The sequence below is a fragment of the Nocardia sputorum genome, from assembly GCF_027924405.1.
Lineage (GTDB): Bacteria > Actinomycetota > Actinomycetes > Mycobacteriales > Mycobacteriaceae > Nocardia > Nocardia sputorum.
Genome location: NZ_AP026978.1, coordinates 842,397 through 855,375, shown reverse-complemented (window position 1 = coordinate 855,375; position 12,979 = coordinate 842,397). Strand labels below are relative to the sequence as shown.

General features: G+C 64.9%; 13 protein-coding genes. 4 read left to right on the top strand and 9 right to left on the bottom strand.

Annotated features, from left to right (window positions below):
- Positions 1–62: 62 nt before the first annotated feature.
- Complete coding sequence (locus QMG86_RS03735; RefSeq protein WP_281877685.1) at positions 63–314, bottom strand: hypothetical protein; 252 nt, start codon at positions 312–314, stop codon at positions 63–65.
- Positions 315–545: 231 nt separating this feature from the next.
- Here QMG86_RS03735 and QMG86_RS03730 point away from each other — a divergent pair, with 231 nt between their 5' ends.
- Both QMG86_RS03730 and QMG86_RS03725 read left to right on the top strand, forming a co-directional pair.
- Positions 546–1,301 carry an XRE family transcriptional regulator gene (locus QMG86_RS03730; protein ID WP_281877684.1) on the top strand — a complete coding sequence of 252 codons (756 nt, stop codon included), beginning with the start codon at positions 546–548 and terminating at the stop codon, positions 1,299–1,301.
- The gene (locus QMG86_RS03725) at positions 1,298–1,768 is read left to right on the top strand and encodes an NUDIX hydrolase (protein WP_281877683.1); all 471 of its coding nucleotides are present in this window, start codon (positions 1,298–1,300) and stop codon (positions 1,766–1,768) included. Before QMG86_RS03730 ends, QMG86_RS03725 begins: the two co-directional genes overlap by 4 nt.
- On the opposite strand, the gene QMG86_RS03720 is transcribed toward QMG86_RS03725, so the two are convergent.
- The 5 genes from QMG86_RS03720 to QMG86_RS03700 form a co-directional block, all read right to left on the bottom strand.
- Complete coding sequence (locus QMG86_RS03720; RefSeq protein WP_281877682.1) at positions 1,761–2,309, bottom strand: HD domain-containing protein; 549 nt, start codon at positions 2,307–2,309, stop codon at positions 1,761–1,763. The genes QMG86_RS03725 and QMG86_RS03720 overlap by 8 nt on opposite strands.
- Positions 2,306–3,106, bottom strand: coding sequence for a hypothetical protein (locus tag QMG86_RS03715; protein ID WP_281877681.1), 801 nt, complete (start codon positions 3,104–3,106; stop codon positions 2,306–2,308). Before QMG86_RS03715 ends, QMG86_RS03720 begins: the two co-directional genes overlap by 4 nt.
- Before the next feature lie 330 nt (positions 3,107–3,436).
- On the bottom strand, positions 3,437–4,948 hold the full coding sequence (locus QMG86_RS03710) for a RelA/SpoT-related domain-containing protein (RefSeq protein WP_281877680.1): 1,512 nt from the start codon (positions 4,946–4,948) through the stop codon (positions 3,437–3,439).
- Positions 4,949–5,285: 337 nt separating this feature from the next.
- Entirely contained in the window at positions 5,286–6,380 is a 1,095-nt protein-coding gene (gene ychF, locus QMG86_RS03705; RefSeq protein ID WP_281877679.1) for a redox-regulated ATPase YchF, read from the bottom strand.
- A gap of 90 nt (positions 6,381–6,470) precedes the next feature.
- Entirely contained in the window at positions 6,471–7,394 is a 924-nt protein-coding gene (locus QMG86_RS03700; protein ID WP_281877678.1) for a quinone oxidoreductase family protein, read from the bottom strand.
- A 408-nt stretch (positions 7,395–7,802) separates the two neighbouring features.
- On the opposite strand from QMG86_RS03700, the gene QMG86_RS03695 reads away from it, so the two are divergent.
- Together QMG86_RS03695 and QMG86_RS03690 are read left to right on the top strand one after the other, a co-directional pair.
- Positions 7,803–8,639 carry a helix-turn-helix domain-containing protein gene (locus QMG86_RS03695; RefSeq protein ID WP_281877676.1) on the top strand — a complete coding sequence of 279 codons (837 nt, stop codon included), beginning with the start codon at positions 7,803–7,805 and terminating at the stop codon, positions 8,637–8,639.
- A gap of 10 nt (positions 8,640–8,649) precedes the next feature.
- Positions 8,650–9,066 (top strand): VOC family protein, encoded by a 417-nt coding sequence (locus QMG86_RS03690; protein ID WP_281877675.1) that lies wholly within the window; start codon positions 8,650–8,652, stop codon positions 9,064–9,066.
- 681 nt (positions 9,067–9,747) lie between these two features.
- Here QMG86_RS03690 and QMG86_RS03685 read toward each other — a convergent pair.
- The 3 genes from QMG86_RS03685 to QMG86_RS03675 form a co-directional block, all read right to left on the bottom strand.
- Positions 9,748–10,572, bottom strand: a complete 825-nt coding sequence (locus QMG86_RS03685) for a carbohydrate ABC transporter permease (protein WP_434086190.1) — start codon at positions 10,570–10,572, stop codon at positions 9,748–9,750.
- Between the two features lie 80 nt (positions 10,573–10,652).
- Entirely contained in the window at positions 10,653–11,528 is an 876-nt protein-coding gene (locus QMG86_RS03680) for a carbohydrate ABC transporter permease (protein ID WP_281880757.1), read from the bottom strand.
- Positions 11,529–11,584: 56 nt separating this feature from the next.
- A complete protein-coding gene (locus QMG86_RS03675; RefSeq protein WP_281877674.1) occupies positions 11,585–12,898 on the bottom strand; it encodes an ABC transporter substrate-binding protein in 1,314 nt (437 codons plus the stop codon).
- Positions 12,899–12,979: the final 81 nt, after the last annotated feature.

Genomic DNA, 12,979 nt, shown 5'->3' with positions numbered 1-12,979 from the left:
CTGATGCGAACCCGCGATGTCCGTCCGTAAGAACCCGATCGCCCGAGGACGGCCGGTCGGCGTCATCGCACACCGCCCCGCAGGTCGGCAGGCCGGTCATCGATGACCTCGACTCCGGTCCATGCGCACGTATCCGGCCCATCCGTCCGGTGCTCACCGATCCGCCCGCCGATCACCGGCACCATCCGCTGGCAGAGCAGGCACATGACCTGCTCGATCGGGCCGGTCACACCGCGCGCGTATGCCGCGCCGCACATGCTGACCGTGATTCGCGGTCGGGCAACTCGCGACAAGCCGACTCTCTGTTCCACCATCCGTGTTCCCTCCCGTTGACTTCGGTCAGCTGCACAAGACCCGCTGAGTTCACCGAACGACTTGTGCAACAAGGTCATTCACTGCAATGAAAAGCAGGTAAATGCGATGCAGTTCGCCACTTTTCCGGAGATCGATCGACGTAATCAGCAGCTGACGACCCCAGCGGTGGACGTCGCGAGAACGTCTCATGTACCGTTAAGACGTCCCTAGTCGTCCCAAAGGGGGTCGCGATGCCGAACGACCGGCTCCGAGAAGCGCTGCTCCGCAACGGTTTGGATCTCGCAGAGGTCGCGGTAGCGACCGGCGTCGATGAGAAGACCGTCGAGCGATGGATCACGAAGGGCCGCACACCTTATCCCCGCCACCGCCATAAGGTCGCGTCGATGGTGCGCGAGACGGAGAACTATCTCTGGCCGGACGCGCTGCCCGCGGAGCGCCGGACCGAGATGGCGCACTCAGAAGTGATCAAGCTGTATCCGCACCGAAACTCGATCCCCCTCGACTTGTGGACGCGCCTGCTCTCACAAGCGAAAGAACGAGTCGACGTTCTCGTCCTGGCGGGCCTGTTCCTCGCGGAAGAACCATCCTTCGCAAGGACAATCCGGCAGAAGACCCGCGAGGGCCTGAAAGTGCGCCTGCTGTTCGGCGATCCCGACGAGGACGAAGCGACCAAGCGAAGCACCGAAGAACGGCTTGCCGCCGGGACCGTGCCAGCGAGGATCCGCAACGCCTTGGCCCTCATCGAACCACTGTCGGCGATCGATGGTGTCGAAATCCGCTACCACCGGACCACGCTCTACAACTCGATTTTCAGGTTTGACAACGAGATGATCGTCAACATGCACGTGTACGGGCAGCCGGGCGCGTACGCCCCGGCAATGCACCTGAAGCTGCTGCCAGCCGCCGACCTTTTCGAGACGTACACAACTAGTTTCGAACAGGTCTGGACGCAGAGTTACGAAGCCGACTTTGGGAGCCACGCATGAGCCGGACCGATTACTTCCACGATCCGACCGCGCCGCCCGCGAACAGCATCAAAGTGGCGGTGAGCGCGCTCGTCCAGGACGACGAAGGCCGGATACTGCTCATTCGTCGCACCGACAATGGCAAGTATTCGATCCCTGGCGGTGGCCTCGAGGCAGGTGAAACTGTGGCACAAGCAGTCGTGCGGGAGGTGCGCGAGGAGACAGGTATCGACGTCATGGTCACTGAGCTAATCGGCATCTTCTCAGACCCTGATCACGTCATCGCCTACGACGACGGTGAGGTCCGCCAAGAGTTCTCCATTTGTTTTCGCGCCCATCCGATCAGCGGCACACCACGGACGAGCGAGGAGTCAGCAGCGGTCGAGTGGGTAACTCCGGCAGAGCTGCACGACCGGGATATCCATCCGTCCATCTGGCTCAGGATATGCAAAGGCCTGGAGGAGACGGCAGTTCCGTACTTCACCTGAGCGGCGATGAGTGCTCCAGTCGGCCTTCTGTCCGATTGACCGCCCCAAACAGAACCGGCGCGGCCTCTGCGACCGACTGCGTCACAACGTGCTCGGGACCATACCGCTCCTGCACCTCGGCAATCCGTTCACGAACTCCGGTCACATCTCCCATTGGTGTGGTAGTCATATCCGCCCACCACAGCGCATCCCGCAACGCGGACTGCTCGTCGGGCCACACGATACGAACCCCGCGACGCCGAGCCTCCACACATGCGCAGGAATGATTCGCAACCAAGCCGCAGAGCCGGTCATCGACACCGATCTGATGCAGGAACTCAGCACCGTCGACGGGATGGAAACCCGTACGCCTGATATTTGGCGCGTAGCCGATATCGTGGAGCCATGCAGCGGCGACCAGCAATATTGGATCGTCGACCACCCGTGAGGCACGTTCAGCCTGCCGAACCACACCCTCGACATGGGCGAGCCTCAGCGTTAGGGACGCTAGGTGCTTCCGCGCTAACTTCTCAGCCCATTCGGCTGTCCCCACGTCAGTCATGATGCGACCGTATCAAATCCGCGATTATAGATCCGATCCAAAATCAACGAGACGTAGTTGATTATTGCTTGATTTAATTCCTCGTAGCGCCTGACGGAAATTTCGACGATATCTCCTATTTCATAATCCAGATGGGGGCATTGCTCTATAAAATGCGCATCTACCTCTCCCGCGTTATGAGCCCAAAGGTTTCGAATCTGATGGGCGCTATGCAGATTTTTTTTAAGACCAGCGTCAATCGGTCCGCCTAGACCAACCATATTCAAAACACCCTCCAGCTTCCCGATTTGGCCGCTGCCCGGAGGAAGCACCCGCTGGTAGATTGTCGAGTACAGCTCGTCAGTTCCCTTAGCGATTAGGCCCACAGGCAGGCTAACCTTCTCGAAATCCTTGCCCGCGAGAAGCTCGGGTCGATACCTGAGCGATGCTTTGAATACATCGCCGATGAAGCTTTCGAGCGCGCCCCATACACCAATCAGCTGCGTTGCATGAAGAAGCGGAAAACCTTCTGGTGGAATATCCAGCCATTCGGAATTTTCCTCGGTGCGCCGGGTTATGTCGTCGGAGTAAGTTTTTATCGTTTGCACGATATCTAGGTACTCCTTCGGCGCTCCGGAAATCATGGCTATAGCGCTTGACGTCGCCCAAGCAAGCGTCTTGGCCTGGTTTCCCAAGCTAATTGCGAAATAAGTCCTGTTGAGCATCTCGACCGAATTTGTAATGAAGGAAATCACGTTGTTTCCGAGAGAAATCAGATGCTCGATCTCGGCAGTTCGATCAGCGTCCTCGTTGGCCACCTGTTCATTGTTGCATCCCGACAGGAGCTGTCCGGAAGCCCAGACGGATCGAACTGTTCCATGGCGGCGAACTGCGGCGACGGTGGCGCAGTGAACAGGCGCGCCGCGGCTCTACTTCTTCGCAGACGCTACTCCGCTACGGAACTCGACAGCCTTGACGCCGAACAGATGCAGGTCAAACGCAGTGCGCGGAGGTCGGCTCGCGTTCCGAAGCCGAATAACCTGTGCACACGACCCACTGATCCACCTGCCGGCGGAAGGCCTCAGGACCGCACCTCCAGCCACCTTGCCATGCTGGCTATAGCGGACAAGAGTGGGCACTCATGCCGATTACGTGTCGTTCTTGCGGTGCGGCTCAGTGACCTCAGTGGCAGGTATATCACCCGTCGCTGGCTCGCCAGAAACCACAGCCGAGGGCGCCTCGACCAGTACGTCTCCTGCACGTGTCACACTCCAACCAGACCCGGTTGCACGTTCCATCAGTGTCTTCAGGATCTCCTCGGCCCAGGGACGGGAGAGGTTGGTTGCGACCTGGAGGTCGCCGTCGGGTGTGGGCACAGCGCCGGGTTTGGCGGAACTTTTCAACTCGTCGGCGTCGAGCGCGATTGCGCCATCAATGAGCGCCGCGTCTCTGCCGTGGGCGGTTGCAACCATATGGGCGAGATCCCGCACTGCGCGTGCCGCAGGTACGGCAGGCCCAAATGTTTCGCCGTTGTGGATCGAGTAGATGGCATACTTGCCTCGGACTTTACGCAACCGGAGCCTAAGGAGTTGTTGACGGTCATCGTTAGGCGCATTCTCCACATAGCGCTCGGTAAATGCCGTGAGCAGTTCGTCGTCGAGGCGGCGCGTACCGGTTGGTGTTACTGGGTACTCCATGAGACTGAAGACGTCGTCGGATTCAATCTGTGCGAGCGTCGATTTCAGACGTCCGATTGAACGGACGCCTAATGGGCCGAGGTTCGAGATCAGCTCTGCCACTGAGGCGTTCTCGCCGACATCGTTCTTCGGGAAACGCTCCTCGATCAAGCTGCGAAGTGTATCGGTGGCGAGGTCGTGGTCTTCGCCAGGTTCGTCCTTGGAGTACCCGACTTCGTCGGTCAGTTCATCGGGGTCTACGGGAGATGTGCTGTCATCTTCCTTCGCCATGAGCCCGTCGATCCGGTCGAATAACTCGTCCATGAACCGCCGTAGGCCGCCTGCTTCGACGAAGTACTGGTCCACTTGCTCGCGGTCGTTCTTCGATAACGCCTGGTATGCCGGGGACTTGTATCGGATGTCGTGCTCGTACTCCGCCCAGGCGTGAGCTGCGACGCTTCGAAGCTGAATCTCCAGGCCCGGATATGTCTCAAGGTATTTGGCGAGAGCTTTATAGCGGGTCTTTAGTGCGTCATTGGTGACTTCCTTGACGATGACGTGAACGCTGTCGTACCCGTTGTGCTTCTCGTCACCCGGGTTGAACGGGTCACCGGCTGCAGCTCGCCGGGTGATTTGGTCAGCAAAGTCGTCCCGGGCCTGCGAGGTATACAGGATCACCCGTGCGGCGATGCAGTCCTGGATTCCCGTCTCCGGGTCCTTCGGGTCAGGGTACTTCGCTGTTCCGTCATCAAGCTTCTTCAAGGACTTGTCTTGGTAGGAGCTCAGTGTCTTGGCACGCGCCTGAATCGTGTGAACTGTGATGGACGCTTCGTTGGCTACGTCCGCGAGAAAGCGCTGCAGCTCATCGGCAGCTTCTGCCAGATTGGCATGATCGTGGGCGTACTCCCAAAGGTAGTAAGGGACCCGTGCATGGTGGGAGTCGTCAGGGATCGCGAACACGTCGTGCGCCGTGGTTCCAGTCACCGCTCAATCGTGCCAGCTGAACGATCACGATTCAGGACAACCCGCTCAGGCCGAAGCCAGACTGCCAACGCCGTCCGGCGCGCGTAAGGCGCCACGACCGGGGTTGGTGTCGGTCGGTCGTCTTGAGACGGGATCTGTCGCATGGGATGCCTACCTTCGGGCGTTCAAGACCATCGGAATTGATGAGTCGAGTCCTCCCGACATGCAAACGTCCGCTCATGCCGCCCGCGCTGACCGAACCAAACATCACGCGGTGCCGGGCGAAACGACTGAGCCCCCACCCGGACACGGCTGGGGGCTCAGCAGAGTGTATATCAGCAGCGATACACGCGCTGCACTACTTCTTCCCAGACGCTAATCCGCTACGGAACTCGACCACGTCGCCGTCGGACATGACGTAGTCCTTGCCTTCCATGCGGACCTTGCCCGCGGCCTTGGCGGCCGCCATGGAGCCCGCTTCGACCAGGTCGTCGAAGGCGACGACTTCGGCCTTGATGAAGCCGCGTTCGAAGTCGGTGTGGATGACGCCGGCGGCCTTGGGGGCGGTGTCGCCCTGGTGGATGGTCCAGGCGCGGGCCTCTTTCGGGCCCGCGGTGAGGTAGGTCTGCAGGCCGAGAGTGTGGAAGCCGGCTCGGGCCAGCGCGTGCAGGCCGGGTTCGGTCTGGCCGATGGATTCGAGGAGTTCGGTCGCGGATTCCTCGTCGAGTTCGAGGAGTTCGGCTTCCACCTTGGCGTCGAGGAAGACCGAATCGGCCGGAGCGACGGACGCTTTCAGCTCGGCGACCTTCGCCTCGTCGGTGAGCACCGACTCGTCGGCGTTGAAGACGTAGAGGAAGGGCTTGGTGGTGAGCAGCGAGAGTTCTTTCAGCAGCTCGGTGTCCACCTTGTCGGCCGCGGCGAACAGGGTGGTGCCGCTGTTGAGGATCTCCTGCGCGGTCTTGGCCGCGTCGGCGACCGGCTTGCGGTCCTTCTTGACCTTGGCTTCCTTCTCCAACCGCACGACCGCCTTCTCCAGGGTCTGCAGGTCGGCGAGGATGAGTTCGGTCTCGATCACCTCGATGTCGGCGCCGGGGTCGACGCGGCCGTCGACGTGCACCACGTCGTCGTCGGCGAACACTCGCACCACCTGGCAGATGGCGTCGGCCTCGCGGATGTTGGCGAGGAACTTGTTGCCCAGACCCGCGCCCTCGGAGGCGCCTTTGACGATGCCCGCGATGTCGACGAACGAGACGGTGGCGGGCACGATCCGCTCGGAGGAGAAGATCTCGGCCAGCTTGTTCAGCCGCGGGTCGGGCAGCGGAACCACGCCGACGTTCGGCTCGATCGTCGCGAACGGGTAGTTCGCGGCGAGCACGTCGTTCTTGGTCAACGCGTTGAACAGCGTCGACTTCCCGACGTTCGGCAGGCCAACAATTCCGAGGGTGAGACTCACGAGGAACAGAGTCTACGCGTCCCGCGAGTGGCACATGGTGGAGAGGTCTTCTCGACGTTTGCCGCAGCCATGTGCCACTCGCGCGGCTGGTCAGGGGATGAGGACGACTTTGCCGAGGTTGGCATGGGCTTCGATGGCGGCGTGGGCGGTGGCCGCTTCCTCGAGGGGGTATTGGGCGTGTACGGCGGGGCGTAGTTGACCGGAGGCGAAGTACTGCCAGAGCTCTTGGCGCCAGTGTTCGTACACGTCGGGCTGGTTTCGCGCGATGCGGGCCATTTGGAAGCCGATGACGGATTTCGCGCCGACCAGCAGGTCGTATGCCTGGATGGTGCCGCCGCCCGAGCTGTAGGCGACCAAGCGTCCGCCGGGGGCCAGCGCCGCGAGCGCGGGCGTGAGGAGGTCGCCGCCGACCGCGTCGAGCACGTAGTCGACCGGAGCGCCCCAGGACTCCTGGCCGTACTCGACCACGTCGTCCGCGCCGAGCTCCTGGACGAACTCCGCTTTGGCGAGATCCGACACCGCGCCGACCACTCGTGCCGCGCCGCGCACCCGTGCGAGCTGGACCGCGAGATGACCGACGCCGCTCGCGGCGGCGGTGATCAAGGCGGCCTCGCCTTCCCGCGGAGCCGCGGCATCGAGCGCGCCGAGCGCCACCAGGCCGCTGCGCACAAGCGCGACCGCGTCGACGGCCGACGCTCCGTCGGGGATGGGCGAGGCCATGGCCGCCGACAGCAGCGCGTAGTCGGCATAGCCGTGTCCGAACACGAGGCCGGTCACCCGGTACCCGGGCGCGTAATGCTCGACGCCCTCTCCCACCGCCACTACCTCGCCCGCGACTTCGCCACCCAGGGCGATCGGTTCGCGCTGCTCACGCACCTTCCGCACCACCGGCAGGGTCACCCCGACCGCCTCCACACGGACCAGCAGCTCCCCCGGCCCTGGCGTCGGAACCTCGACCGAGACGAGCTCGAGCACCTCGGGACCACCGCTGCGCTCGTACTGCACCCGCCGCATCAACACCTCCAGAAATCGTTAGGAGGCGCAACGGTAACCGGTGAGCACAGTCCACTACACGCTGTAGTGGTAGATCTCACCGGCGGCCGGAACCGGTGGAGAGCCTTCGAGTAAGCCGGTGCCATACATGTCCGAGTCAGCGGAACGACCTCGACCGGGCACCCCACCGAAGAGCGCGAGTCGATCCGAGGCCGGTGGTGCCTGCGACGGGCGCTGCGCGCGTCGGAGCCGGTCACGACTGATCCCGCGTCAGCGCGAAGGAGCTGTTCGGCATCCGCATCACCCGCGACGACTTGGCCGCATGCCTGCTCGACACGGCCGCGGACGAATCGGCGGTCCGCAAGCACGTCAACGTCGCGAACTGATCGACTCAAGAGCCTGTCGGTCCCCCGGCGTAGCGTGGCCCGTATGGAGCCGACCACCGAGGTGGTGACTGCGCGTCCGGCGCCCGTGCTCGCCGCGTTCATCGACCGCTACGTGGGATATCGCATGTCCGGGTTCGCGGCCGCGATCCATCGCGGGTTGCCGTCGCGGCATATGACGTTCATCGTCGCCATCGGTCCGACGATCGACGTCATCGAGCAAACCGATCCGCGCCAGTCGCCGCAGAACTACCGGTGCGTGCTGAGCGGCTTACAGGCGAGCACGGCGCTGATCGCGCACGACGGTCACCAGGAGGGCGTGGCCGTCGCGCTGACGCCGCTCGGTTGTCGCACTTTGTTCGGCTTGCCTGCGGCGGCGCTGTGGGATACGTCCGTCGAGTTCGCCGATGTCGTCGGGCCCGTCGGCCTCGAGTTATGGGAACGGTTGCAGTACGCGCCGACCTGGCCGGACCGTTTCACCGCCTGTGACCAGGTGCTTTCGGCGCTCGCCGATCCGGATCGCTCGGTCGGGCCGGAACTCACCTGGGCCTGGCGCAGTGTGGTCGGTTCCGGGGGCGGCATCGCGATCGGCCCACTGGCCGAGCAGATCGGGTGGACCAGGCAACATCTGACGCGCCGGTTCAACAGGGAGTTCGGTCTCAGCCCGAAACTCGCCGCCCGGATCACCCGTTTCGAACGGGCCCGTCGCATGCTCGCGCACACGCCCTCCTACGTCACCATCGCCCAGGTGGCCGCCACCTGCGGGTACTACGACCAGGCTCATCTGGATCGTGACTTCGCCGATCTCGCCGGAACGAGCCCGACCTCGTGGCTGGCCGAGGAGGTTCCATCCGTCCAAGCCCCCGACGTGTCCGCCGATTGACGATGAATCCATGACGAATCCCACAGAAACCAGCACCCGCACCGCCGTCTGGCCCACGCTGACCTTCCGCGATGCCCGCGCCATGGCCACCTTCCTGGTCGAGGCGTTCGGCTTCCGGGAGGCCGCGCTCTACGCCCGCGAGGACGATCCGTCGATCGTCGAGCACGCGGAACTGCGCTGGCCGCTGGGCGGCGGCGTCATGTTCGGCTCGGCCGGTAAGGACGACAGCCCGTTCAGCAGCCGCCCGACCGGCACCGACTCGGTCTACCTGGTCTGCGAAGAGCCCGACGCCTTGTTCGCCCGCGCGACCGCCGCGGGCGCCGAAGTGGTCCGCGGCCTGCGCGACGAGGACTACGGATCGCGCGGCTTCACGGTGCGCGACCCAGAGGGCAATCTTTGGAGTTTCGGGACTTACTGGGGCGCTTGATCGGCGCGGAAGCGACGCCCCTGCACAGAGCGCAGCCGCGGCCGGCGAAGACCTCCGCCCGGCCGCGGTACCGCGCCGACGAGGCGGGCGAAGTTCAGCCGCGACTACCCCGGCCGCAGTGAACCGGAGCGCAGCCAGTCATCGTTCGCCGAACACTGTGTCGGCGGGAGACCGACGCGCCGGCGATCCCCGTGCTCACGGCGCCTGACCAGCCGAACGAAGCCGCCCATCCGGGACCGGGCGAGCCCGGGAGCGGTGCCGGGCGGTCAGATGGATCACCGGCCGAATCAGGCGGGCCGCGTTCCCACCGACCGCGCGTGGTCGAACCGACGCGAGGGCAGCTCACTCGGCCACCGACCGCCGAACGTCACGAGGGCGCGAACGAACGCACTGGACGATCATCGTGGCCACCGGCAACGCAGCACGCACGCGAAGCCGCCCCGGACCGGGCGAACCCACTGGCGCCCGCCGAGCCCCGACATCGCGATTCCGCAGATGAGCGCGCGCAGGGCGATCGCAGATCGGCAACCGGAGCAGGTGCGGAAAACTCGTTCACCGCCCCCGCCGCGCGAGGACGCAACGGCATGGTGCAGACGAACGCGCCGAACGACCGTCGTGCTCACTGGCAACGGAGAAGGCGCGCGAAGCCGCCCCGGACCGGGCGAACCCGAGCGCATGTCCTCAGCGCCCGCCCAGCCCCGACATCGCGATGCCGCGGATGAACGCGCGCTGGGTGATCGCGTAGATGAGCAGCAGCGGAAGCAGGATGACGACAGCGGCGGCCATGAGGATCGGCCACTGGGTGTGGTACTGGCCTTGCAGCCGGACCAGCCCCAGGGTCGCGGTGGCGACGTCCTCGCGCTGGATCATGACCAGGGGCCAGAGGAAGTCGTTCCACACGGTGATCCAGGTGAGCACGGCGAGCACCATCAAGGCCGGGCGGGTGTGCGGCAGCAGGACCCGCCAATAGACCTGCCAGGTGGAGCAGCCGTCGAGGATGGCCGCCTCCTCGAGTTCCTCGGGCAGTGTGCGGAAGAACTGCCGCATCAGATACGTGCCGAACGCGCTGCCGAACAGGCCGGGCACGATCATCGCCCATGGGGTGTCCACCCAGCCGAACGCCCGCATCAGCAGGAACTGCGGGATCACCGTGACGGTCAGCGGCACCATGAGCGTCGCGAGGTAGGCGAGGAACAGCATGTCGCGCCCGCGGAAGCGCAAGCGGGCGAACGCGTATCCGGCCAGCGAGCAGAAGAAGACCTGCCCCGCTGTCACGCACAGCGCGTAGACCGTGGTGTTGAGCAGCATCCGCCCCATCGGCAGCAGCTCGAAGACCTTCCCGTAGTTCGACCACTGCGGCCGCTGGGGAAGCAACGCCGCGTCGGCGATCTCGCCGTCCCGCTTCAGCGAGCCCGACACCGCCCACAGGATCGGCAGCAGCGCGCACCACGCGATGCCGACCAGCACCGCGTAGATCGCGGTCCCGCGCACGACCCGTCGCACGATGGCCCGGTCGACCCGGCCGAGCGCGACGATCGCGCGGTCGCGCCGGACCGGCAGGGCGCGCCGGGCCGCTTCATAGGTATTCACTGTTCCACCTCCGAGCGCCGGGCCATCCGCAGTTGCACCAGAGTCAGCAGGAACAGCATCGCGAAGATCACCCAGGCGAGCGCGGAGGCGTAACCGACCTCGTAGAAGCCGAACGCGTTCTGGAACAGCATGATCCCCAGCAGGTACGTACCCGTCTCCGGTCCCCCGTTGCCGCCGGTCAGCGCGTAGGCCTGGTCGAACGCTTGCACCGAATTGATGATGGTGATGATGAAGACGAACGACAGCGGGCCCCGGATCAGCGGCAGGGTGATAGAGAAGAACCGCCGCAGCGCCCCGGCCCCGTCGATCTTCGCCGCCTCGTAGAGCGTCTCCGGCACGCCCTGCATGGCGGCCAGCAGGATGACCGTCGCGAACGGCACGCTTTTCCACACGGTGACGATGCTGAGCGAGACCAGCGCCCAGTCGGGATGGGTCAGCCAGGGCACCGGATCGACGCCGAGCCGGCCGAGCGCGAGGTTGAGCAGCCCGTCGTCGGTGAACAGGAACCGCCACACCACGGCCATGGCGACCGCCGAGGCGACCAGCGGCAGAAACGCGATGGTGCGAAATATGCCGATGCCGCGCCATTTTCGATTCAACGCGGCGGCGACGGCGAGTCCGATCACCACCGTGGGCACCAGCGTCGACACGGTGAAAACGGCCGTGTTGCGCACCGCGATGAGAAACAACGGATCGGACGCGAACAGCCGCCGATAGTTGTCCACACCGACGAAACGCATGGGGCCGAACAAGTCCCACGAATGAAAACTCAAATAGAGCGAAAATCCCAACGGGAACAACAAGAAAATCGCGACCGCCGCCACGTTGGGCGCGACGAAAGCCCATCCGGCGCGTTCCCGCCGCCGCGCCAACCGGGACGCGACGCCGCGCGAGTCTTTGCCTGAGGTTTGCGACGGCTGCGCTCCAGTCATGGCGTGTCCAGCAGCGCGTCGACGTCGGCGGCGAAACGCCCGTCCAAGGACGCGGCGGTGGCGGCGCCGCGCAGCACCCGGTTGGAGCCGCGCTCGAGCAAGGCCGACACCTTGCCCCAGGCGGGCGTCACCGGTAAGGGGCGGGAGCTGGCCGGGCCCTCGGTGAACACCGCGAGATTGCGGATCTCACGGTGCGCGGCGGCGAACCCCGGCGATCTCATCGCCGACTCGAGCACCGGCACGAACAGCCCGGACGCGGCGATGATCGCCTGCCCCACCGGCCCGGTCGCGAATTTGACGAACTCCCAAGCCTGTTCGACGCGCGGGCTGTCCGCGGCGATGGCCAGCCCGGTGCTGCCGACGTCGGTGACGGCGCCGGGACCGCCGTGCGGGCCGACCGGCAGGACCGTGACGTCGATCGGGAGGTCGTCGTGCCCGGCGAATTCGGAATACAGCCAGTGCCCGCCCAGTGCCATCGCCGCACGACCTCGCCGGAACAGGTCGGGTGCCGAAACGGAGAGCGTGTCGGCGGCTTTCGGCGCCACCCGGTGGCGTACGGCGAGGTCGGCGTAGAACTGGAATCCTGCGGCGAACCGCGGATCGCCGAGGTTGGTTCTGGTCGGGTTCACCGAGGGCGAGAACCATTCGGCGCCGTTGTTCATGCCGAAGCAGGCCGCCGAGAAGTACGGCACCCATGCGTCGGCGAAGCCCCACCGAGTCCGGCCGGAGGAGTCGTGCCTGGTCAACGCCTCGGCAGCGGACAGGAACTCGTCGAACGACCAGGCGTCACGCCAGCGCGCGGGCGGGACGATCCCGGCCTCGTCGAACAGTTCCCGGTTGTAGTAGAGGAACACTCCGGACCACTGTTCGGGCAAGGCGTACTGCCCGCCCGCGTAAGCGAAGGTGTCGTACAGCGCCGGGTAGCTGTCGGCTTTCAACTCGGCGGCGTACTGCGGATCGCGGGCGAGCAGCGTATTCAGGTCGAGCAACACCCCGCGCTCGGCCAGCCCGGAATAGAGCAGCTCCCAGGCCATCAGCACGTCCGGGCATTTCCCGCCCGCGCAGTAGGTGAGCATCTGCTGCAGCGGGTCCGGTCCGGACATGACCGTGCGAATCCTGATGTCGGGATGCAGCTTCCGGAATTCGTCGATGATCTTCAGCCGGACCCGGGCCTCTTCCGGCCTGGCCTGGAAGAAGAAGGTCAACGCGTCGTCATCGGAGCCGCAGCCGCCGCTCGCCAGCAGCGGCGCGGCCAGCGCCGACCCGAGCACCGTCCGGCGACGGACCCGGCCGACGGGATTCGCACGCAACACAGCCCTCCTCCGGGGCGGATGTGGAGCTCTTCGAACCGCATGGCAGCATACGTTCGGCAATCACGTGGTGACGGCCGA